General features: G+C 45.4%; 19 protein-coding genes. 10 read left to right on the plus strand and 9 right to left on the minus strand.

The features are described 5' to 3' along the window. Positions 1-3: 3 nt before the first annotated feature. The 3 genes from ribD to glyA form a co-directional block, all read right to left on the minus strand. Positions 4-1,101, minus strand: a complete 1,098-nt coding sequence (gene ribD / locus KF839_RS09095; RefSeq protein ID WP_292917521.1) for a bifunctional diaminohydroxyphosphoribosylaminopyrimidine deaminase/5-amino-6-(5-phosphoribosylamino)uracil reductase RibD — start codon at positions 1,099-1,101, stop codon at positions 4-6. Positions 1,102-1,173: 72 nt separating this feature from the next. Next, the gene (nrdR, locus tag KF839_RS09100; RefSeq protein ID WP_292917522.1) at positions 1,174-1,659 is read right to left on the minus strand and encodes a transcriptional regulator NrdR; all 486 of its coding nucleotides are present in this window, start codon (positions 1,657-1,659) and stop codon (positions 1,174-1,176) included. A gap of 9 nt (positions 1,660-1,668) precedes the next feature. Next, the gene (glyA, locus tag KF839_RS09105; RefSeq protein ID WP_292917523.1) at positions 1,669-2,916 is read right to left on the minus strand and encodes a serine hydroxymethyltransferase; all 1,248 of its coding nucleotides are present in this window, start codon (positions 2,914-2,916) and stop codon (positions 1,669-1,671) included. Positions 2,917-3,432: 516 nt separating this feature from the next. Here glyA and KF839_RS09110 point away from each other — a divergent pair. Then, positions 3,433-4,824, plus strand: coding sequence for an alkaline phosphatase PhoX (locus KF839_RS09110; protein WP_292917524.1), 1,392 nt, complete (start codon positions 3,433-3,435; stop codon positions 4,822-4,824). Between the two features lie 615 nt (positions 4,825-5,439). Here the strand turns inward: KF839_RS09110 and KF839_RS09115 are convergent. After that, on the minus strand, positions 5,440-6,792 hold the full coding sequence (locus tag KF839_RS09115; RefSeq protein WP_292917525.1) for an IS5 family transposase: 1,353 nt from the start codon (positions 6,790-6,792) through the stop codon (positions 5,440-5,442). Between the two features lie 756 nt (positions 6,793-7,548). On the opposite strand from KF839_RS09115, the gene KF839_RS09120 reads away from it, so the two are divergent. Both KF839_RS09120 and KF839_RS09125 read left to right on the plus strand, forming a co-directional pair. Beyond that, positions 7,549-8,535 carry a hypothetical protein gene (locus KF839_RS09120; protein ID WP_292917526.1) on the plus strand — a complete coding sequence of 329 codons (987 nt, stop codon included), beginning with the start codon at positions 7,549-7,551 and terminating at the stop codon, positions 8,533-8,535. A 369-nt stretch (positions 8,536-8,904) separates the two neighbouring features. Continuing rightward, positions 8,905-9,654: a hypothetical protein gene (locus tag KF839_RS09125; RefSeq protein WP_292917527.1), complete on the plus strand. Its 750-nt coding sequence runs from the start codon at positions 8,905-8,907 to the stop codon at positions 9,652-9,654. Between the two features lie 100 nt (positions 9,655-9,754). On the opposite strand, the gene KF839_RS09130 is transcribed toward KF839_RS09125, so the two are convergent. After that, positions 9,755-10,543, minus strand: coding sequence for a hypothetical protein (locus tag KF839_RS09130; protein ID WP_292917528.1), 789 nt, complete (start codon positions 10,541-10,543; stop codon positions 9,755-9,757). Between the two features lie 15 nt (positions 10,544-10,558). Further along, the gene (locus tag KF839_RS09135; RefSeq protein ID WP_292917529.1) at positions 10,559-13,951 is read right to left on the minus strand and encodes a TonB-dependent receptor domain-containing protein; all 3,393 of its coding nucleotides are present in this window, start codon (positions 13,949-13,951) and stop codon (positions 10,559-10,561) included. A gap of 341 nt (positions 13,952-14,292) precedes the next feature. On the opposite strand from KF839_RS09135, the gene KF839_RS09140 reads away from it, so the two are divergent. Then, positions 14,293-14,955 carry a Crp/Fnr family transcriptional regulator gene (locus KF839_RS09140; protein ID WP_292917530.1) on the plus strand — a complete coding sequence of 221 codons (663 nt, stop codon included), beginning with the start codon at positions 14,293-14,295 and terminating at the stop codon, positions 14,953-14,955. A 65-nt stretch (positions 14,956-15,020) separates the two neighbouring features. Here the strand turns inward: KF839_RS09140 and KF839_RS09145 are convergent, their stop codons facing one another. After that, complete coding sequence (locus KF839_RS09145; protein ID WP_292917531.1) at positions 15,021-17,240, minus strand: CHASE2 domain-containing protein; 2,220 nt, start codon at positions 17,238-17,240, stop codon at positions 15,021-15,023. Between the two features lie 297 nt (positions 17,241-17,537). On the opposite strand from KF839_RS09145, the gene KF839_RS09150 reads away from it, so the two are divergent. The 6 genes from KF839_RS09150 (at position 17,538) to KF839_RS09175 (ending at position 20,050) form a co-directional block, all read left to right on the plus strand. Then, on the plus strand, positions 17,538-18,029 hold the full coding sequence (locus KF839_RS09150) for a hypothetical protein (protein ID WP_292917532.1): 492 nt from the start codon (positions 17,538-17,540) through the stop codon (positions 18,027-18,029). Between the two features lie 113 nt (positions 18,030-18,142). Beyond that, the gene (gene crcB / locus KF839_RS09155; RefSeq protein ID WP_416362360.1) at positions 18,143-18,544 is read left to right on the plus strand and encodes a fluoride efflux transporter CrcB; all 402 of its coding nucleotides are present in this window, start codon (positions 18,143-18,145) and stop codon (positions 18,542-18,544) included. Between the two features lie 16 nt (positions 18,545-18,560). Then, positions 18,561-18,878 carry a DUF190 domain-containing protein gene (locus tag KF839_RS09160; protein WP_292917533.1) on the plus strand — a complete coding sequence of 106 codons (318 nt, stop codon included), beginning with the start codon at positions 18,561-18,563 and terminating at the stop codon, positions 18,876-18,878. Between the two features lie 59 nt (positions 18,879-18,937). Continuing rightward, positions 18,938-19,120 carry a hypothetical protein gene (locus tag KF839_RS09165; RefSeq protein ID WP_292917534.1) on the plus strand — a complete coding sequence of 61 codons (183 nt, stop codon included), beginning with the start codon at positions 18,938-18,940 and terminating at the stop codon, positions 19,118-19,120. Continuing rightward, on the plus strand, positions 19,098-19,829 hold the full coding sequence (locus tag KF839_RS09170; protein WP_292917535.1) for an arsenic resistance protein: 732 nt from the start codon (positions 19,098-19,100) through the stop codon (positions 19,827-19,829). The genes KF839_RS09165 and KF839_RS09170 overlap by 23 nt, the downstream gene beginning before the upstream one ends. Then, positions 19,826-20,050, plus strand: coding sequence for a GDCCVxC domain-containing (seleno)protein (locus KF839_RS09175; RefSeq protein ID WP_292917536.1), 225 nt, complete (start codon positions 19,826-19,828; stop codon positions 20,048-20,050). Before KF839_RS09170 ends, KF839_RS09175 begins: the two co-directional genes overlap by 4 nt. Before the next feature lie 33 nt (positions 20,051-20,083). On the opposite strand, the gene arsA is transcribed toward KF839_RS09175, so the two are convergent. Beyond that, positions 20,084-21,871, minus strand: coding sequence for an arsenical pump-driving ATPase (arsA, locus tag KF839_RS09180; RefSeq protein ID WP_292917537.1), 1,788 nt, complete (start codon positions 21,869-21,871; stop codon positions 20,084-20,086). Between the two features lie 20 nt (positions 21,872-21,891). Continuing rightward, positions 21,892-22,242 carry an arsenite efflux transporter metallochaperone ArsD gene (arsD, locus tag KF839_RS09185; protein WP_292917538.1) on the minus strand — a complete coding sequence of 117 codons (351 nt, stop codon included), beginning with the start codon at positions 22,240-22,242 and terminating at the stop codon, positions 21,892-21,894. Positions 22,243-22,338 lie beyond the last annotated feature (96 nt).

Consider the following 22,338-nt stretch of genomic DNA (forward strand, 5'->3'; position numbering starts at 1 on the left):
AGATCAACCGGGGTGGATGGAAGCAATGATGCGGATATCTTCGCCGATTAACCGGATATCCTGAATTTTAAGCGCTATCTTCTGCTCAAGCCGCATGAGTTCGGGAAGCTTAACCATTCCCCGCGCCGTATCGCCGAGTAGATGTGGTGCAAGATAGATAATGATTTCATCCGCCAGCCCGGCTTCGATCAGAGCACCGTTGAGACCGCTTCCGGCTTCCACCAGTACTTCGTTGATTTCCAATTCGGCGAGTATGGCCGCCATTTTATATAAATCGACCGATCCTGCAGCGTTCGGCAAGATAAATGTCCTGATGCCCAAGTTATCGAGCGCGGAGATTTTTTCCAGATCATGGCCGTTAGCCGTAAAGACATAAGTGTCAGTTTTACCTTGCAACACTTTCGCATTTAACGGTATCGCCAGATGACTGTCGACAATGATTCTTCCAGGTTGCCGCGATGTTTCGATATGCCGGACGGAAAGTTGCGGATCATCCGAAAGAATGGTGCCGATACCCGTCAGGATTGCGCAAGAACGCGCTCGCCACCGGTGTCCGTCGTGCCGTGCGGCTGCGCCGGTAATCCATTGACTGATGCCATTATTTAATGCTGTTTTACCATCCAGGCTGGCGGCTGTTTTTAACCGGATCCAAGGTTTCTTACGCGCCATGCGCGAAATAAACCCAATGTTGAGTGCTTCCGCTTGTGCTTGCAATAAGTCGGACTCCACAGTGATTCCCGCATGTTCCAGTAACGCACGGCCTCGCCCGGACACCATCGGATTAGGATCCTGCATGGCCATGATGACTTGCGCAATACCTGCATCAACCAAGGCATTGGCGCATGGTGGCGTGCGCCCGAAATGGCTGCATGGTTCCAGGGTCACATAGGCGGTCGCACCTCGAGATGCTGCTCCAGCGTTCATCAATGCGTGGACTTCTGCATGCGGTTGTCCGGCTTTTTCGTGCCAGCCGCTGCCGACGATCTGATTATCGCGAACAATAACGCAACCGACGCGTGGATTCGGCGCCGTGCTATAAAGTCCTTTTTCCGCCAAACGCAGAGCTTGGGACATAAATGCATAATCGGCGGAAGAAAACATCTGGGAAGCTATGTCTGAGCTACGATTCGTATGTGCGTTGAAAAAATTCCGTAGTGATGATGCATGGCTGAATCAAGATATTTTCTTCGACGATGGCATTGACGGATATTGTTTCTGCGCTTCTTTGATTGCATCGCGGAAATCGTCAACGTCTTGGAAGCTTTTATAAACGGATGCAAAGCGAATATAAGCGACTTTGTCCAGCTTATAAAGTTCTTCCATCACGCTTTCGCCGATACTCCGTGACGAGACTTCGCGCTCGCCCATTGCTAACAGCTTCTGAACGATGCGGTCGATCGCTTCATCGACATAGCGGGTGGGAACCGGCCGTTTATGCAGTGCCCGCTGGAAACCTGTCAGCAATTTATTCCGATCGAATTCCGCCCGGCTGCCATCGTGCTTCACAACTTGCGGTAACCGTAATTCGATGGTTTCATAAGTTGTAAAGCGTTTGTCGCAAGCATGGCAGCGGCGGCGGCGGCGGATTTTGTGACCATCTTCGCTGACCCGTGAATCAATTACATGGGTATCGTCCGCATTGCAAAATGGGCACTTCATCAGGGAAATTTATCCATAGACAGGGAATTTCGCGCACATTTTCTTGGCTTCCGCAGCCACTTTGGAGATAACTGCAGAATCTTCAGGTGCCGCCAATACATCCGCGATCAGATTCGCTAATTGTTCAGCTTCGAATTCCCGGAATCCCCGGGTGGTAATTGCCGGAGAGCCGACCCGAATACCGCTGGTAACGAATGGCTTTTGCGGGTCGTTAGGAATGGCGTTTTTGTTGACGGTGATGTGCGCGTGTTCGAGCGACTCCTCAGCTTGTTTACCGGTCAAATTCATCGCGCGCAAATCAACGAGAAACATATGACAATCCGTCTGGCCGGAGACAATCCGCAACCCGCGGTTGGTGAGTACTTTCGCCATGACGCGCGCGTTCTCGATCACTTGTTCTTGATAACCTTTAAATTCTTTGCTGGCGGCTTCTTTAAATGCAACCGCTTTAGCGGCGATTACGTGCATCAGCGGACCGCCTTGGGTTTGCGGGAAAATAGCTGAATTCAACGCTTTTTCATGTTCGGGGTTGGCCATGATGATTCCACCCCGTGGTCCGCGCAGCGTTTTGTGCGTGGTGCTGGTGACGAAATCGGCGATGCCGACCGGATTCGGATAAAAACCGGCGGCGATCAATCCCGCATAATGCGCCATATCGACGAATAAATAAGCGCCGACAGCGTCGGCAATCTTACGAAAACGTTTCCAGTCGATAACCCGGGCATACGAAGAAGCGCCCGCCACAATCATTTTAGGTTTGTGTTCATGCGCTAAACGTTCCACTTCGTCGTAGTCGAGTAATTCAGTCTCGGGATGCAATCCATAAGAAATGGAATTGAAAATTTTTCCACTCATGCTGACGCTTGAGCCATGTGTCAAATGGCCGCCGTGGGCTAAGGACATTCCTAACAGCGTGTCGCCGGGCTTTAACACCGAAAGATAGACCGCCGCATTGGCTTGCGAACCGGAATGTGGTTGCACGTTGACATATTCCGCACCAAACAAAGCTTTCAGACGGTCAATCGCCAATTGCTCCACTTGATCGGCATACATACAGCCGCCGTAATACCGCTTGGTGGGATAGCCTTCCGCGTATTTGTTTGTAAGCACGGATCCCTGCGCCTGCATCACGGCAGGGCTTGCATAATTCTCCGATGCGATTAACTCGATATATTCTTCCTGGCGTTGCATCTCGCCTTTGATCGCTTGCCATAAATCCGGGTCTACATTTTCTATTGTGTGTTTTTGCGAAAACATGGTGATACCAGTCCTTTGAAATTTTGAGAATTAATTATCGCATTTTATCACTACCAGTTAAAACGCCGATAGCTGATCGGAATAAAGCCGTATATTCGGACAGATCCTGTCCTGAAATAATCCGATGGGTTACAAAAAACAATTGGTCGTTGCGCATCCCGTTACGTAACGCCCTTGCAATAGCCGCGTCATATCGCTTGCCTATACTCGTTTCCGTACTGTAAAGCCTTCACCGGCGTGAGTCGGTTACCGGAAAATTCAGGATCTGCATAACAAAAACCTATTTTTTGAATGGTGCAGACAGCCGGATTGCCTGTACATCACCCGAGACCTTTGCACGGTTACTACGCGGCACGATAATCGCGTTAAAAATTCGCAAAAATGCTCATTTACCCCGTGTAAACACCGCTTTTCCGCAAATTTTTGCCTTATTCTGGTACCGCTCATGACACTGTGCAAAAGTCTCCACCTCTTATACGCAAGGATTGTTCGATTACTTTTTTGGGAGAATACACGATGTTCAAGAAGAAACTACTCAATTCGCTGGTGACAGGCGCGATCGTTAGCATGGTTGCAGCACCGCAAGCCATGGCTGCCGACACCGGTTTCGACAATTTTACCGCGCTGACCGATAGCGTAGCTGGCGGTTCCTTGCCGGAATCCGGTCCATTGTTGCTTGCCAATCCTTCGTGGACACAAGTATCGATTGCCAACCGTGCTAACCAATTGGCACAAGGTATCGATAACAGCGGTAATTGGGACATGATTACCGCCAATGAAACCGGCGTTGACGCCGGGCGCTATTTGTTCATGCCCTTTGAAACCGGTAATGCAGGCATGCAGCGCGTTGATTTGTGGAACCCGGACTACAATACTCGTACGGTAACACTGGTGGCACCCGGTTCCCAGAATTTTGTCTCTGGCGATGCTTCGCGCTGGACGCCCTGGGGTGGTTATCTGACAGCCGAGGAATTCTGGGGCTCTGGTAGCACCAAAGGACGTTTGTTTGAACTGACCAATCCGGTGGCAGCAACCGGCTCCGGCGATTCAAACTTTATTCATCGCAATCTGTTGCCACGCGTATCGCACGAAGGTTTAACGTTTGATAAAGATAATAACTTGTATTTTATCGATGAGTTTAATGGCGGCAGTATTTACAAATTTGTTTCGGCCAATCCCAATGCAACCAATGGCGACGATTATTTTGCTGCAGGGCAAACTTTTGTGATGCTGGTGGATGGCGGTAACAATGCCAATGCAACCGGCGCCATAACTTGGGAACCTATTACCGATAGCAATGGCGCCGCCATACCGGGGGTATCGGTGCTCAATGCCGATGGCAGTATCGATGGCCGCTTGTCTGCCGACGCTGTGCTGGGTACCAATTATCAACGGCCGGAAGATCTGGAAATCAAAACATTGGTGAATGGCGATCAGATTCTCTACGTAGCAACAACGACCACCGACGAAGTGTATTCTTTCAACCTGGCGACGGATACCGCCAACTTGTTTGTAAGCAACGCAACACTGGATCAAGCAACCGGTCTTAGTGTCGGCGGGGTATTCCACAACCCGGATAATCTGGCGATCGATGCCGAAGGTAATATTTACATTGTTGAAGATCAACCAGGCGGTTCCGCCGATATCTGGTTTGCTGCCGACACCAACAACGATGGTATCGCCGAGTCGATTGGCCGCTGGGCAACACTATCGACCTTAGGAGCAGAACCAACCGGCCTTTATTTTGATAAATTTAATCCGGATATCGCGTATATAAACATTCAACATCCAACCAGCGGCGACGATCGCCTAATCATGCTGGCGGTACCTGAACCTGAAACGTATGCCATGTTCATGGCAGGCTTGGGATTGGTCGGCGCCTCGTGTTGGAAAAGAAGAAAGAATTAGCATCTTGAATTAAAAATAAGGCTTTTGTATTTCAGACTACGGTGTGGTCTGCTGTACCTGTAAAAGGAATTTCTTGAAGCGAATTGATCAGTTGACAGATTAGATTCGAGAGAGAAAGTGATCGTAATCCATTACGTACTGGTATCAGATGCAGCAGGCCGCTCGGCGTATTCGGGATTGAATCTGGCACGGTGATTTAAGCGATGAGTCGATGAATGGTATGGTGAGCTCGAATTTGCACGTGATGCGATTTCTGGGATTTTCGTTGGAAGACGATATGCCAGATCTTCCGTGTTATCGTGCTTTTGTATTCAATGAACCGGCGCATGCGTAGAATGGTTTGTTAGCGCAGGTGAGTGACAGGAAGAACAGGATGATGAGCCAGATTCCAGGCAGGTCATTGAAATTACGTTACTTTGGTGGAATGCTGAAGCGCGTTGGGTTAAAAGGGGCAGCAAGCCGGTATTCAGCTATAAGTAGCTGCCAATCTAATCACAAAGGCCCACTATGTCGTTGGATGAGCCTTCGGTAGCCAGGTCGCTGGTTCAATATGCCAAAATCCTGTGTTACCGGGGGCTGGTGAAGGTACATAGTCTGCTCTGAACAATTCTATTTTCAGGGAAAGGCAAGCCTAAGCCGCTGAGTGATTCCGTATTCATTCACTGTTAGCCGATGCAATGGCATGAGAATTAAGGCGAGAAGAAACCGGAGCTTCCTCAGAATCATCCGCAGGTTGTGTCCGCAACCGCAGAGCATGGCATGAAAGGCATCGCCTGCTGCGCCTTGCAGCCAGTTTCTGCGCAGGCGGCCGTCATTTTTCATATGCCCGATTGCCGGTTCAATGGCACTGCGCCGCCGAATATCTCGTTTCAGCCGCGCAGTGATGCCGCGTCTGAGTTTGCGGTGATAGACCTTGACCCCGGCCGGGACGGTTGCACCGCGATAACTCAGGTCTACGAACACTTCCTTCGGTTGCCGTTGCGTCAGGATGGCCGCCTGTTCCAAAGCCAGGTGCAAGGTATGCCCATCGTAAGGATTGCCCGGCAGGCTGCGCATGCCGACCACTAATCCTTCCTTGTGCGTTGTCATCACTGACACCTTTACCCCAAACTCATAAGGCTGGCGCGACTTGCCTTTGCCGATGCACTCCACTTCCGGCGCATGCAAGCTGTATAGCTTATGGCTGTCTTTCGGCTGCTGCTTGAGCAGGCGCTCGACTTTCTGCAGCAAACCGCTAACCTTGGGTTTAAGGGGCTGCGGTACCTTGGCCGATTGGCGAAATACGTCACGCCAGACGCGGCCAACCAGCGTCTTGAGCTTCTTTAAGTGGCTACGCATGCGCTGGTATTGTTTGGCATGAGCATAGCGGCTAATCTTGCCAGCCAGCTTGGGCGCTAGCCGGTTGTAGTTCTGGCGTAGCGTTATCCCAGCTTCTGCCGCCAGCTGCACCAGTTGTTGCCGTCCCTTATTCAGCAGTTGGCTGTCGGTCGGATAGGCAATAGCCTTCTCCTGCACGGTGCTGTCCACAATGACCTTATCCAGACTATGCTGCTGGATGACCTTGGCCAATGCAGCCGCCTTGATAGTCTGGGCCAAAAGCCATTCCATGCCCCCTACACCAATCCGCTGCCGCCAGCGAGTCAGTGAGCTGGAATCAATCGGCGGGTGGTGCTGAAACCAGGTTTCGCCACAGAACAATTGCCAATAGGGATTCTCTACCCAACACCTTACTACCTCTTCATCCGATAGCGCAAAGGTGTGTTGCAGATACAGCATTCCAGCCACTAGACGCGGCGCCGTCGCGGGACGGCCGCGATGCGATGGAAAAAAACCAATCCATTCGCGTTCGAACACTGACCAGTCGATGTGCTGCGCCAGTTGTACCAACGAATGTCTTGGGTTGACCAGATCATCTAGCCGTTGGCGGAACAGGTCGTCATTCTTTGGCGTGTGTGGCTTTGGTCCCATATAATCCTCACTAAATTCGCAAGAAATGGCAGTAATTTTACCAAAAACCGGTGAATTTAATCACTCAAACCTGTCAATTAAGTACACAGAATTAGAATGTTATCGATTGTTCAGATCGGACTACATACCTGGCACCTGCTTCTGGCGATGGCGTATAACTTGAAAAGACTGTCCAAACTCTTCGTCGGTCGTCAGTTGATCACGCAAACACAGGGATATTGCGTCATGTTGATCCGAAATAGCCGATGCGGATTGATTATTCTTGGTTTATTTTTCGAAAAATGACTAAAAATTAGCCGATCACTCAAAAATAAACTCAGAGTTACATAGAAATAAAAATTTCGTGTGCTCTTGCAAAGATCTCATTATATCTCCTCTCCTTTGAACAGAACATAATGTGTTCGCTCAAAGGAGCAACTCTGACTCTATTGTAGCGGCTCCAGTGGATGAATATGGAACTGCTCAGCAGTTCGGATTTATCTTTCCCTAAAAATCGAGAAGAAATATTGAAGATACAAAGTTATTTAATTTTTGTGATAAGAATCAATGAATTTTGTGATAAAGATCATTGAGAGAACTATATCTTGAACAGATAATATGTTTGTTTATGCATTAAGAGTGAATATTCAAGCAATAGGGTATCGATTCGATTTTGATTAGCTGTTGCTTAAATTCTCAGTGCATTTACTTAAGTGTATGCGATCTATACAAATCACTTAGAACTTTATCAAGATTAACTACAATGGAGACCTGTCGATGAGCACTAGTTATAGAGTTATTAACATTTTGCGCAAAATAGTTTTTATCTCAGTACTGTTAGTTTCTTCATTTGCATCTGCAAACCAAAATAAATTGCCCTCACAGATCCGTAGTGATGAAGCAATATATGCAAGTTCTTTTTTCTGGGAAGCTATGAATAATGGTTTATATTTCCTTATTCCAGATGTTCTCAACGCATTAACAGGTGCCTATCTAAATGATAAGAATGATGCAACAACAGCTGCACATATTGGTGCTGCACACGCCTGGCGCTTAAGTGAGAGAGAGCGAATGGATCCTATTCCTTCCACAATTACAGATGATGCAACATTAGCTCGTAAATATTTTGATGAGAAAATGCGTATGGAACCCACCGATGCACACTTCATGGGTTTTTTAGGAAGTTTTATGATGTCCGAGGCTGATGTACATGGAGACGAAAAATTAATGAAGAAAGGGTATGAAACATTGGTAAATAGCACCAAACTTTTTCCTGAATTCAATTATGTTACTGGGGCTCTAGCAATAACCGGTGGCGTTATTGAGTCGCCTTTCTCTGTAGATTCGGAAATTTTTAAACTTGCGCTAGAGTGGCAATGGAAAACTATAAATTTGTGTTATGGTCAAGTAGATCGTTCAAACCCTGATGTCTCAATGTATATAAGTAAAGAAATACATACAGGTCCAAAAAAAGTATGCTGGAATAGCGCTACGGCACCGCATAAATTTGAAGGCTTTTTTTTGAACATGGGCGATATGCTAGTTAAATCTGGCGATTGGAAAACCGCACAGAAAATTTATGCAAATGCACGACTAGCATCAAGTTATTCTACTTGGCAATATGCTAGCATTTTAGAACAACGTATTATTGAAGCTGAGACTAATGTCGCATTATTCAATGCGCCCAGGCAACCTTCGGGTCATTATATCAAACCAATGATGTCTCAATCTGCTTATTCTTGTACAGCTTGCCATCAAAACTAAGGTGTAAGAATTTCTAGCATTGTGTTCACAGTATTCAAGGGAATGCTTGTAGATGAATATACACATAAAACGCAATTAATTGATTCTATTTGATTATCATGAGATATAACGGTTCTGCCTAACCCGGGTCTGGAAGGTAACGCGGTTGGCGGAATGCTTTAGATCTTTAGATGTAAATGACCCTAAGTTTTCTTATATTCTAATCAAAGAACACTATTCCTGCATGCTGTGTCCTTGTTTTGCAGGTATACAATGGACAAAATACTGCTGCGTGGATGAGTAAATTTATAAATCTGATGAGGAATTCTACTTTATGCTATTTTAGATAGTTGCTGTAATTTTTAAAAACTCAAAGAAAGGGAGTAATGTATGTCAGCAGAATCGCACTTAGCTAAATTTGGAGTCACAGTTCAGCAAGCGGAAGATTTTATCAATGCAAACATCCGAAATCCTGGCGATATATTCCAAGCGGCAAGAGAATATGGCGTTACGACTGAAATGCTGAGTGAATTATCGGGTTATTCAGTGGATGATGTACGCGGATATTTCGATAGTATCGAAGTAAATAGCAGGCAGTTAGATTTTACCAAGATACTGATAAATTCTGACTTAGGCTCTTTAGAATCTTTGATTTCGACTAACCAAAAAGAAGGGCTTTTATCAAATGACTCATTGGAAAAATTAGTTTCATCAAAAATAATAGATCCAGGAGATTACAAATCTTTCTTTCAACCTGTTAAATCATATCAAGATGATGATGGTATTTATGATGCCGATGAATTAGGTGTATCCAGTTTAGGTAACATTCCTGCGACTGAGGGAAGCCTAAAATCGGTATTTTATGGCTCCTTAATTAACATATTTTCCAGACTTGATGATGCTGAAATGAATCAAATTAAAGTATTTCCAAATAAAGAAAGTGGAGAATACCAATCATTGCTTGTCAATGCATTAAACTCACCTGCTGAAATCTCTAGAAATGATGCGGATCTCGCCAATTTAGTAGTAAATGAAACAGTTGATACTATCGCAAACTATTGGAAAGGTGTTGACCCAGATACTAATTTTGTCGATTACCGTACTGGTTTATTTGATTTTGGCTTATTAGGAAATATTTAAAGATCAACAATGATTTGATTGATTTCGGGGTAATAGGTTAAATCTATTACCCCGGAATCAATATTCTACTCATTCTGAAAAAGGATCTTAAAATTTCTCATCAACAGCTACTATCCTTAACATGTGTGCAATCTCCTGATCCACCACTAATTCCACAAGATTTGCATGGATTTTGTTTATAGGTAATTACCGTCCATGTATTTAAGCTGGTAATCGTCATTTTTTCATCCTCTTTTTCCTTTGTACCGCTATCGAGACGCAATGGGAAGTTAACTTTAATTTCTGGACTGAAATAATTATCTTTCCCTAAAAACAGCTGAGGCTGTCCAGTTTTATAATCATTTAAAACAACAAGCCCAATGTTTTCAATATCTGAGACTTTACTAAGCTCTTTGACAAATTGCGAATCAAGTACCTGTAAAGTATTTGTACTTAAATTGGTTTTTTCTTTTTCTTGCTTTTCGTTGAACTTACAAATTAACTCCGATAGATCTGGGCGACTTTGATTGTCAACAGTAATATATTTGCAGTAATCATATATTGTGCCGTTTATTTTAACTCCAGAGAGCCCAAGAACAGTAATAGTTGACAGCTCTCTTATTTCTGAAGCATTGTCCTTCAATGCATTTTCATATATCTCTTTCGGTCTGATAAAAAATTCATTTTCAACTTCTTTATCTGGTTCAGATTCACGAGCTAAGAATTTGGTTTTCTTATTATCACTATCGAATAGCGTAACAAATCCGAGGTTAAAATCCTTTCCTGAATCCTCTTTAAGTTTATTCTCAATTTTTGAAACGAGATCAGTAGGAACAGGTTTTGAGGAGCAACTAGCTAGACCGAGTACCAGTCCGAATAAAACCATTACGTAAAACAAACGATTTAACATATTTCAGCTCCCTTATTAAAAATTTAATGTGACTCTTGCGAAGATTATGCGACTAGGAACAAAACGAGTAACAGTGGTTTGAGATGAGTGAAAGTTTATGTCTTGAAACAAAAAATTCTCGTCGAATAGGTTTCTTGCTTCTAAACTGAAAATACCTTTTCGATTAGGAAACCGGTAACCAATCGACGCATCAATAAGGAAGAATTTTTCGGGTTTCTCATTTTTCACTCCGTTACGCTCTATGTTTTGGTGAACATATGTTCCAGCTATACTGGTAAATAAACCGTTAGGATTAAAGTAGTTAATACTAGTCGGAATACTTAGAGTTTCAATTTTGTGAGGCTCAAAGAATCCAGAAATTGCTTCAAAACGAGCTTCACTTTTAGCGCTCCAGTTTTTATGTAAAATCCCATAAATATAACTAGAATATAATTCTTCCTTTTGTTTTTGGGTTGATGATGTGTTACTTGATGAAATCGGAAAGCTTAAATCACGTGCTGAAATTTCAAAACCACTAAATATTTTGCTGTCATAATGCGCATCAAGTCCAATTCCCATTCGACGAGATTTTGTACCATCAAGATCATCAAATAGTTGATTAAACCCAGCAATCTGAATCGGCTCTATAGTTTGATAAGTGGCTAAAGGGGCTTTAATTGTTTCGATCCAAGCCATACGTAATCGCAAGTTATTGAGGATATCCCACTGAATTCCAAATTTCGGATTAAATCCGTCAATGGTATGAAAATCTGTTTGATGATAGGAATCATAGCTAAATCCCACAGTTGCATTTAGATTTGGAACAAAGTTGAGATTGGAATAGATATAGCCATTAGTTTTATCATGGTTTCCAGTACTAGGTACTGGATTACCAATTGGATTGCTGTTAACCGCGCTTATTATTTGAGAGGATTGGTCAAAATTCGTACGAAAAACTCCAGAGCCCGCTATCAAACTGAATAAATGATTGTGAAAATGATATTGGATTTCAGTTTGGTAGCCTTTAATCCTTTTATTGACAAGATTGTGCTGGAGACTTACTACGTTGGTGATGTCTTCAAATTTTTTATCATTAAATTGACCGGATAGAATAATATACTGGTTGGTTGATAGATCATATTTGGCACCTAAACGGGCGGCGTCGTCATCAATTTTACGTCGAATTCTATTTTGTGCATCTCTGGGATTATTCGAGGGCTTATCGAAGTTTTGCAATAAATTTCCTTGATCCGATGAGCGTGTACGTACTTCAGCCTGGATATTCAATTTAGTGGTTAATGCATGTTGAACGAAGGCATTGAGAATATCATGATTCTGGTCGTTGTTTCTGCGAAACCCATTCGTTTCATAATGAAACTGCCCCAGACTAATTGATGTTCTCTCATTAAATTTTGAGAAAACCAGCTCATTTCCCAGGGTACTATTACTTCCAGCAATGCCTGAAGCGACAAATTGTGGTTTGCTGCGCTCCATCAATGGGGTAAATTCATTAAACCCTGCAGCGGAAGGGCCCGTGCCGGTAATGATATTAAGATCAGCTACAACCAAATGTGGTTGCACGGGATTGATGTTGATCGGTTGTAGCAGTTGTGCTTGCAAGAGCTCACTAACTCTGGCCGCTTCATGTCGTGGAGTATTTGCATATGTATCCGATAAAAACCGGTGTGCCGAATGATTCGTGGGATCGAAGCTCAGTGATTTAGCCGCTTCCATCACAGCACGTCTTTCAAATCCCAAGTTCTCGAAAATTCGTGCCAGGCTGGAGCCACGTGCCGCTTCATCGCGGTCCAGCAGAAACTTGGAACGGTATACCGCGCGGTTATTGTTTAGCTCAATCGATTTCTGAATATCCCGCAAGGCTTCCACCGGGCGATTCTGCGTTTGTTTTTGAATCGCATCATAAAACCATGGAGTTGGGTCTTTAGGGTCGCGTTCTTTAGCGAGATCAAACTGCGTGCTGGCAAGCGGATAGCGCTTTTCCTCAAAGTAGGCTTTACCAAGGTAACTGCGGATTAGAGAATTTGCCGGATCCAAACCGGCAGCATTTTCCAGCTCTATTCGACCTGCTTCCAGCTCCCCTTCGCGAATTAAGGTAAGTCCTAATCCAAGCCGTGGCATGGGATCGGCTTGATCCAATGCGATCGCTCTATGGAAAATTTCTTTCGCGGCTTGAGTGTCGATTTGCAACAAATGAGCGAAACCAAGAATCGTTTGGGTTTTACCCAAATGAGGATTAAGGCTTACCGCTTGGTTGGCTGATTCCAGCGCACGATCGAGATGACCGGTGGACATCTGGAGCTCCGAAAGACGCGCCCAAGCTAAAGCATTCTGGCCATCAAGCAGAATAGTCTCCTCTACGCTGCTTAAAGCTTCTTCAATCTGAAAATCAGCTTGTTGCGCATAGGAGAGCGCTAGCCGCGCTGTAGGTGAATTACGATCAACTTCAACGGCTTGTTGTGCGAGTTGCAATGCTGCTTTTTTATCATTCTGTACAACCGCGATGATTGCTTGTAAAGCATAGGCTGCACTATTATTGGGTTGTAATCGCAAGGCCAGATCGATATCTTTTTTTGCTTCTAGAATGCGACCAAAGGTCAGATAGAGTCCCGCACGGTATGTAAGTAGCTGGGGCGTTAACGCTTCAAAGTCAAGTGCTTTAATTAAAGAAAGTGCTTCAAACATCTTGTCTTGTCGATAGCGTTCCAGCGATTCACGAACATTTGTTTGTAAAACTTGGGGAAGCTGTTGTTCGATGACATGAGTATCGATAATTGTTGGGTAATATAACGCCCATTGCACTGCGTCAATGGGTTTGATATCGATTTTCGCATGTGGTGCTTGACCGATTAGAGCTTGCGCAGTTTCTCCTGGGCTTAGATTAACACTACCTTGCGTATTAAAGAATTTGACATGACCTTCATACACCCAGAGTAAAGCTTCTTGATCATCAACTTTGATGGCAAATTCGGTTCCTTCAGGACCTGCGTTGGCGATGGGGGTAGTAATTTCCAGGCGAGTCGGAGTGCGGCTTAGGAAATGTATGAATCCTTTTAATAGATCAAGCAGCGTGGGCTGATTGGCTGTGATACCTTTTAAGGTTAGAACCGTACCTTCATCGAGGCGGACAAGGATGTTATTGGGTAATCGAATCGAGGCGCGGCTATTATTACCTACTTTGACTCGACTTCCTTCGCATATCACATGATCTTGATTTACTAATTGCCATTCTCCAGTTCCAGCTAAGTCAATCCACAGTTCTCCTTGTATCGAAGTCAATTGAGCGAAAGCTTGATTTGTACATACGTTGACTTGTATTTCTGCAAAACAATTGTGTGGGAAGAAGATAAATAGATTTAGAAAAAAGAAAGATAAAAGTGATTTGAAATTATTTTTATTACGCTGAGTCATTTTTAGGCTTAACTTACTGGTAATATTCCTAGCCACATTAGAGTACGAGTGTAATATTTGCTATTTTACTTGTATTTTCCTAAAAAACTAAAATTAATTATATTGTTAGATATGATTGGAAAACTGCCTAATTAATGGAGGAGTCTTAATTTTATGAAAAATACATTTTGATTGAAACTGAGTAACTTAAAGCGTTTTATAACGAATCAAAGTTACTGGTGAAGCTAGGAACGAAAACTAAGAAAAATATACATGTAGGTGTTAAATTCTTCTGTGATAAAAGTCACAGGCTATTTGTGATGTTTCGCACCTATTATTAGTGCTTAAAACCGGTTTAATTTATGGAAACAGTTGATCTATTAAGAAGTAATGAGCTATTCAGTCATCTTGGGGATGCTGAATTAAAAATGGTGGCTGAACTCACTAAAATTAGAACTGTACCAAAAAATACCCTACTTATCAGTGAAGGCGATATGTCGGATGTCATGTATCTGATTAAAGAAGGGAAAGTGGACGTCATGGTTACCAATGAAAAGGGAGAGCAGTTTGTATTATCGACTTTGAAACAAGGTGAGAATTTTGGTGAATTGTCTCTGTTGGACAATCATCCTCGATCAGCCAGCATCATTACATTAGAAAAAAGTATATTGATTGCGTTACATAAAGAGGATTTTCTTCGCCTTATTGAACATAATCATACGATTGCAAAAGGTGTGATCAACTATCTCTGTCAAAGAATTCGTTTTGTGACCTCGATCGCCCAAAGCATGGCGCTACTCGATGTCTATGGTCGATTATGTAAATTATTACACGATCTCTCGAAACGAGATGAAGGAGGAAAAGGTATCATCGAATCGCCATTGACCAGGCAAGCAATGGCGTTACGTATTGGCTGTAGCAGGGAACATGTAAGCCGGATCTATAATGGCCTTCTAAAAGGTGGCTATCTTATTGAAGAGGAAGATCGAGTTATTATCGATAAAAAGTTACCACCGGCCTGGTAAGGTCTTAAATTCCTCCTTTCTCCATGTGATTGCTTCATAGGTGTTTTTAAAAAACTATTCGATCATTATTTACCTTCTAAAACGAGTGCACCATTCCAATTAGCTGGTTCATTTTGTTGATGTCGCTGTGCATTGGCCAAATAAAATTCGGTCGGCCCATCATTTCCATATTGATCTAAAATACTTTGAAAAATAATGATTGCATTTTTCCATTGACCCTTCTGAAATAGCTGTAAGCCTTCAGAAAAATTTTTATAGAGCGGGTAGTTGGGATGAGTCAACAGCTTGCCTATTCCAATAATTTCAAAAAGCTCTATCGGTTCATCCTTGCCAACTAGATGAAACCTCCCTACTGATCTGGACATAATATTGCTCAAGTCCGTAACGATAAGGCCTGATGCTAGGATACGTGTTTTGAGATATTTGTTAACGCCTTCGATTCGAGAAGCGGTGTTGAGGGTATCACCAAAAGGATTATAAAACAGGGATCCGGCAGATTTGATGCACATTAGATTGATGCTGCCTGCGTTTATGCCGATGCGAGTGGGAAGAGCGCTAATAGACGATGTTTCATTGAATTTATTTACTTCTTTTTGTATTTCTAGTGCAGCAATGCACGCCGCATATCGTTGCGTGGCTGGTGGTTGGTCGATCCAGATAGCCATCATGGCATCGCCTTGGATGTTTGCGATATAACCTTTATTTCCAGCAATCGGCTGCCCTAGCATTTGGTAGTAGGATTTCAGGAGTTGTCTTAGTTCTCCACTTTTTTCAAGTCGTTGTGCTGTTTTGGTATAACCTTGTATATCGGTAGCAAGGCATATGCTTTGCACATTTTGTCGTTCAATCCTTTCTTCCTGGGTATTCCAGAGCTGAGGTAACTGCGGTATCGAGTCAGCCCACTGAGGGAAGATTTTTTTAATAAAATTATAGATAAATTTTCTTTCTTTCAATAAGCCACTTATCTGCAAAAAGAAGTAAATCACGTAACTAGTCAATAACTGCCAAAAAGGAATTACGATTGGCAACCAAATTCCGTTGTTGAATAGATAAATACTGAATCCTGCATAGATGCAAAATGTAACAAAGCTGGATGATAATCCGATTGATCTTCGAAATATTACGAGCTGTAAGCTGGTGACAAAACCAAAGCAGACAATAATCAGGATCGGAGGGAAGGGGGAGGCGATAAATCGATCATCTAACAAATTGGAAAATTGCGTTGCTAAAATCTCCACACCTGACATTCTTCCCGTTTGATCATTAGTAAAAGGTGTGGGAAAAAAATCAACTTTTCCTTGTGCAAAGAGCCTATTTAATTTTCCGATAAATATAATCTTCCCTTGTAGATCATCCGCTTGGCCATTGTAAACTGTTTTATACGATAAAGTTCTGAAGCTTTTGGGAGGTCCATAATAGTTTAGATACCGCGTATCGCTATCACATATTAGCTGCTCTAGTTTGATTTTTAGGCTTGAATTCATAGTTTCACGCAAAGCAAACTGATGGGGATTCGATTTGCAGCTTGCTCTTTGTTCAGCAAGCCAGGCGGAAGCAGCTTGGTTTTGGGGAATAATATTCAGCAATAATCCATTTTTACGAAGGTGATTTATCCAGGCTACCAGTGGCAGGCTTGGATTCTCAGCAAGCGCATCAAAAAACAGCCAGGCTTCTTGGATGCTGGAATGCTGAACATAATCAGGGAGATAAAAGGGCGCGCGATCCAATGCGGCATCGGCAATAACATGAGTGGGAGCGATCTTACGCAAGCCAATCATCAGTGCATCAACTTGATCAGTCTCACCCTCCTTGTTGATGAAAGGTACTCTATACCTATTCGAGCAGTCGTCTCTTCCAGCAAAGATATTTTTGTCATTAGATAACGTAATTTTCTGGATACATTCACTCAGTAATACATTGCCTGCATGCTGCATCGCCGCTGCCATTATCTGATCTTGCTCCGGGAAAGATTGAATGAACTGCAGATCAAAGATGATTAGTTTGGCCGATTGTTTTTGCAGCTCGTTTATCAGCTTTGCATGAAATGGACGCCAGTCAATTAGCTGTTCTTGAGTTATGTTTGAGTGAGTCTCAGAAAAAAAGAACTCAGATGCTTCATCCATTGCCACTATCACGACATCTTCAGGTGGAACGCGAACACCGCGAATCTCGAACAGCTTGTTTAAACCATAGTCGCGGTCAACATCGGTTGCGAGGTGGATAATGCTTCCTGATAGAATTGACAGGAAAGCAATCAAGCTAAATTGTGCTAGCTTATGTAGCATAAATTTACTGATTAATTGATGATACCTTTTAGAGTGTTTCCTTCATTACAGTGGAAAAATGACCAAAGGGAAACAGCGGACAGAATACTCCGCATCTGTTGATAAGTCGATAAGTTTGAAGGGTTTCTCAGTTGCTTGGTTGTAATTTGGAGCTGGAGTCGCTCCCCTTTGAACGGGCACATTGCTTCTCTTTCATGATGGCTATTGCAACTGCTCGATAAGAATTCTGCGCGGTTGCGGTGAAACGTATTAGGCTGGTAAAGTCGGGTCTTGATTTTTACTATCAAGGAGTTTCAAGTGCGAAAAACTCGAATGATTATTACCTGTTTGCTGATTTCTATGTCGGCGATCGCAGCCGATAATGACAACCGGAAAATTCTATCGCTTTCCGAGGCGCAGCGCGGTCACGTGCTGGAAGAAATGCGGGCATTATTGTCGGGTACGCGAAACATACTGGCAGCGCTTGCAACCGATGACATGGTATCGGTTTCCAAGTATGCCCGTCCTTTGGGGCTGGGTATGGCGCATAAAGCTGAGAATCACCTCAAAGGCGTGTTGCCCAAAGAATTCATGCAGCTTGGCATGTCCTTGCATCAGGATTTCGATCAGATTGCCGCAGATGCGGAATCCAAGAAAGATCCCAAGCTTACGCTGCGGCAGTTGAGCGATGCGATGGCCAAGTGCGTTGCCTGCCATGATGCTTATCAAATTCGTGCGACTCCGGTATCTGAACAACCGGCGCAAACCCAGAAACATCAACACCATCATCACGACGACCATCCAAAGTGAGCGCAAACTTCAGATTTTCCCACTGATTGCGTGGTGCTGTGTCGGTGCTATCGGCACTTAATTATCGGGTATTTCCATTGTTTTATTTGGTATATTCTTGACTGCAAATTCAATTGATCGGGAGTCCGTTTATTTTCAATTCCCTTTTAGCCATTTGTTTGGGTGCATCGCTCGGTGCCGTGCTGCGCTGGCTGCTGGGGATGTCGCTTAACGCGTTGTTTCCGGCCATTCCACCCGGTACATTGGCGGCGAATCTGATCGGCGGTTACTTGATCGGCGTTGCGCTCGCTGTCTTTGCTCATCACCCGGGTTTAACGCCTGAATGGCGCTTGTTTGTCATTACCGGTTTTTTGGGTGGGTTGACTACGTTTTCCACGTTTTCCGCTGAAGTTACAGCACTGGTCCAGGAAGGGCGCATACTGTGGGCTGCTGGTGCGATCGGCGTGCATGTGATCGGTTCTTTACTGATGACGATGCTGGGGTTGGCGACTGTGGCCGCGTTTAAAACCGCCTGATTCCAAGGAGGATGCCATGAAGGGCTATCAACTGACTTTCTTCACGCAACAAGACCGCCAACACGATCATCAGCCACTCGGGGAATGGCTGCTGCAATCAGCGATGAAACTGGGTATCGGCGGTGCAACGCTGACGGTTGCAACTCAGGGATTCGGGCATGATCGTAAACTGCACTCGGCGCATTTCTTCGAGCTGGCGGATCAGCCGGTCGAAGTGGCAATGGCTGTCAACGAACAACAGGCGGAACGCATATTCGCGTATCTGAAGCAGGAGGGCGTGAAGGTGTTCTACGTCAAAACACCGATTGAGTTCGGTATCGCCGGGGAATCCTGATGTCGAAGAACGATAGTCAAGTAATTGTGGTTTAACCGTTTGTTACGAGTGTGCGACTGATGGAGCGTCTGACGCTCGAACGGCGGCAAGTCTGGATTTATCTTGCCGCTATGATTGGCGGACTGATGTTGGGTGCTGCTCGGTCTGGCATCGGACCGTATCTGGAGATGTTGCTGTGGCCTGTGTTAACTTGTGCTGCTTTATGCCACTTTCGTGCAAGTGCCGCTGTTGCATGTCCGTGACGTTTTCCGTGACCGGCGTTTCGTGCTTGCCAGTTTGATTGGCAACTTCGTGCTGATTCCATTGGCGATCTGGCTGATGTTGCAATGGTTGCCCGGTGATCCGGTTTTGCGCCTCGGCGTGCTGTTGGTGTTACTGGCGCCTTGTACTGACTGGTTCATTACCTTCACGCAGCTTGGGTGCGGCAACACGGCGCGGGCGATTGCGGTCACGCCGTTGAATCTGCTGGCACAGTTGCTGCTGTTGCCTTTTTATCTGTGGCTGATGCTGCCAGTTGTGGACTTCAACGTAGCGCTGCAAATCGAAGATATGCTGCCCACTGCGCTTGTTCTGATCGGTGTACCGTTGCTGGCTGCAGCATTTACGGAATACTGGATCGAAACAAAACTCGGGCGTTCGGTTTGGCGCGAACAGCTTGGCTGGTGGTCCGTATCTTTGCTCGCGGCGGCGTTGATCGCGCGCTTGCTCACCCGGATGCTGCGGTTGCCGATGAATTCCGGGCGTACGCTGGCACTCAACTTCGGTACGCGCAATTCCTTTGTCGTGTTGCCGTTCGCGCTGGCATTGCCAGCCGGATGGGAAATGACTGCGGTAATCATTGTGTTTCAGTCGCTGGTAGAATTGTTCGGAATGGTGTTTTATCTATGGTGGTTGCCGGATCGCGTATTCAAAGAAACATCCGTCGCCGTGATTGAAAGGGATTGTTCATGAATGCTGTTATTGCTGAGTCTGCATTGACTTGTCCGGTGTGCGGTCATGTCAAGATGGAAATCATGCCTACGGATTTCTGCCAATGGTTCTATGAATGCGAGCAATGTCATACTGTGTTTAAGCCGAAGCCGGGTGATTGTTGTGTCTATTGTTCCTATGGCACGGTGCCATGTCCGTTTATCCAAGCGCGGGGTAAAAGTAGCGGCGGTTGCTGCGGTTAGGCAATGCGTTGTGTTTTTATCAAAAACTCTCAATCAATGAATGATTGCAGGTCGTTTGCTCTCGCACAAAGCTAATAACTTTTCGATGCCGACCGGTTCTTCTTTGAGTAAGGGCACGACGGCGTAGCGCTTGGCGTGAATGGCCGATACCGCTTCGATATCAGCGAGTTCGTTACTCGCGCGTTGACACAAAAGCGGTGACTGAATGGTCGTGGCAGCGATGCTGTTATTCACGATCCAGGCCCACGGTTCGATACCGGCGCGGCGCAGGTCGTTTTGCAGACTTGCGGCCTCCAACACGGGCGTGGTTTCGGCCAAAGTTACCAACAGTATTTTGGTTTGCTTGGGGTTTTGCAGTTGCATCATCGGCGTGGTGTAGTTCGCGATGGAATGACTATCCATTTGTTTGGCGATTTCGCGATGATAAGCGCCGGTGGCATCGAGCAATAACAAGGTGTGGCCGGTCGGTGCGGTATCCATCACCACGAATTGCTTTCCCGCTTCGCGGATCATGCGTGAGAATGCCTGAAATACCGCGATTTCTTCGGTGCAAGGCGAACGCAAATCTTCTTCCAGCAATGCTCTGCCTTTTGCATCCAAATGCGCTCCTTTGGTTTTCAGAATCCGCTGACGGTAACGTTCGGTTTCCACTTGCGGATCAATGCGGTCGACCAGGAGATTATCCATCTCGCCGCTTAGTGTTTCGCTCAAATGTGCGGCCGGATCGGAAGTGGTGAGGTGGACGGATAAGCCTCGGTGCGCCAGATCGGCTGCGATGGCCGCTGCCAGCGTGGTTTTGCCGACACCGCCTTTACCCATCAGCATGATTAAGCCGCAGCCATCTTGGGCAATATCGTCGATCAAACCGGATAAACCGGGGAGCGGCATGGCTTGATGCGTCGTATTGCTATCACCAACGGTGGGTAATTCATCCAGCAGCAACTGCCGTAAAGCGGTCAATCCGACCAGATTGAACGGTTTCAACGCGATGTGATCGCACGGCAAAGGTTTGAGAATTTCCGGGATAGCCGCCAAGGTTTTCTGCTCACACTGGAAAATAGCGGCTGCCAAATCATCTTGCATTGCTTCCGATTGCGGTAATACGCCATTAATGACGAGATATTGATTAGTCAAACCAGTGGCTGTGAGCTCTTCATGTGTGCGTGCTACTTCGCGCAATGTGGTTTGCTGTGCGCGGGCGACCAATACCAGCCGGGTGCGCTGCGGATCAGCGAGCGCGTCCACGGCTGCTTTGTATTGCGCGCGTTGTTTCTCTAAACCGGCAAGCGGACCGAGACAGGACGCGTCGCCTTTGCCTTCCTCAAGGAAATCACTCCATGCACCGGGTAGTTGCAGCAACCGGATGGTATGTCCGGTTGGCGCGGTGTCGAAAATAATATGATCGTAATCCGCGGTCAGCGATGAATCGACCAACAAAGCGGTAAATTCGTCAAAAGCGGCGATTTCGGTGGTACACGCTCCCGACAATTGCTCTTCGATGCCTTTGACCACCGTATCCGGCAGTACACCACGCACCGGATTGACAATGCGATCGCGGTAAACTTGCGCCGCTGCCTGCGGGTCGATTTCCAAAGCGGATAATCCGGGTACTGTGCTGATCGGGATAATGGTATTGCCGATCGTTATGCCAAACACTTGCCCGACATTAGAAGCCGGATCGGTACTGACCAGTAAAACCCGTTGACCGGCATCGGCTAATGTGATGGCCGAAGCGCAAGCCAACGAGGTTTTTCCAACACCGCCTTTACCAGTAAAAAACAGGAAACGCGGTGGTTGATCGAGAAACTTGGTTCGCACCATAAAATTGACTCGGTTTTTCGTTAACAGCAACCACCGCAGCAACTGGATTCTTCCGCTTTTTCCTGTAGCGGGACTCCGGTCCAACGCGCCAGTTCGCTGCGGCTCGGATAACGTCCGGCCAAGGCGACTTCATTGTCGATGAGTATGAGTGGCAACGCTTCCGCACCGGAACGCTCCAGAAAAGCTTTCGCAATGGCATTATCCGCAAAAGCCGTGGGTTGCTGTGCCAGATTGAAACGCTCGATGGCGACATCGTGCTGTTTGAGCCAATCGACATCGGCGGAAAAAGCAGTCAATGCTTGATCAACATCGGTGCCGCAAACACCAGAGCTACAGCATGAGGCCGGATCGAATACTTGGATAGTGGCCATTTTGAATCTCCTTTCAAAGTAAATAAAATCGGATATTGTCTATCAACGATTGTTTTCAATGCAACAAATTTCACTCGAGCTGCGCGGCGTACCGGC

The sequence above is a fragment of the Nitrosomonas sp. genome (assembly GCF_019635155.1).
Classification (GTDB): domain Bacteria; phylum Pseudomonadota; class Gammaproteobacteria; order Burkholderiales; family Nitrosomonadaceae; genus Nitrosomonas.

What these genes read in the sequence shown, in the direction of transcription:
- KF839_RS09125 (WP_292917527.1), top strand. Translation starts at nt 8,905, where the DNA reads ATGTCAGCAGAATCGCACTTAGCTAAATTTGGAGTCACAGTTCAGCAA.
- nrdR (WP_292917522.1), bottom strand. Translation starts at nt 1,659, where the DNA reads ATGAAGTGCCCATTTTGCAATGCGGACGATACCCATGTAATTGATTCA.
- KF839_RS09175 (WP_292917536.1), top strand. Translation starts at nt 19,826, where the DNA reads ATGAATGCTGTTATTGCTGAGTCTGCATTGACTTGTCCGGTGTGCGGT.
- KF839_RS09135 (WP_292917529.1), bottom strand. Translation starts at nt 13,951, where the DNA reads ATGACTCAGCGTAATAAAAATAATTTCAAATCACTTTTATCTTTCTTT.
- KF839_RS09145 (WP_292917531.1), bottom strand. Translation starts at nt 17,240, where the DNA reads ATGCTACATAAGCTAGCACAATTTAGCTTGATTGCTTTCCTGTCAATT.
- KF839_RS09165 (WP_292917534.1), top strand. Translation starts at nt 18,938, where the DNA reads ATGGAGCGTCTGACGCTCGAACGGCGGCAAGTCTGGATTTATCTTGCC.
- KF839_RS09115 (WP_292917525.1), bottom strand. Translation starts at nt 6,792, where the DNA reads ATGGGACCAAAGCCACACACGCCAAAGAATGACGACCTGTTCCGCCAA.
- ribD (WP_292917521.1), bottom strand. Translation starts at nt 1,101, where the DNA reads ATGTTTTCTTCCGCCGATTATGCATTTATGTCCCAAGCTCTGCGTTTG.
- glyA (WP_292917523.1), bottom strand. Translation starts at nt 2,916, where the DNA reads ATGTTTTCGCAAAAACACACAATAGAAAATGTAGACCCGGATTTATGG.
- KF839_RS09110 (WP_292917524.1), top strand. Translation starts at nt 3,433, where the DNA reads ATGTTCAAGAAGAAACTACTCAATTCGCTGGTGACAGGCGCGATCGTT.
- arsD (WP_292917538.1), bottom strand. Translation starts at nt 22,242, where the DNA reads ATGGCCACTATCCAAGTATTCGATCCGGCCTCATGCTGTAGCTCTGGT.
- arsA (WP_292917537.1), bottom strand. Translation starts at nt 21,871, where the DNA reads ATGGTGCGAACCAAGTTTCTCGATCAACCACCGCGTTTCCTGTTTTTT.
- KF839_RS09160 (WP_292917533.1), top strand. Translation starts at nt 18,561, where the DNA reads ATGAAGGGCTATCAACTGACTTTCTTCACGCAACAAGACCGCCAACAC.
- KF839_RS09120 (WP_292917526.1), top strand. Translation starts at nt 7,549, where the DNA reads ATGAGCACTAGTTATAGAGTTATTAACATTTTGCGCAAAATAGTTTTT.
- KF839_RS09140 (WP_292917530.1), top strand. Translation starts at nt 14,293, where the DNA reads ATGGAAACAGTTGATCTATTAAGAAGTAATGAGCTATTCAGTCATCTT.
- KF839_RS09130 (WP_292917528.1), bottom strand. Translation starts at nt 10,543, where the DNA reads ATGTTAAATCGTTTGTTTTACGTAATGGTTTTATTCGGACTGGTACTC.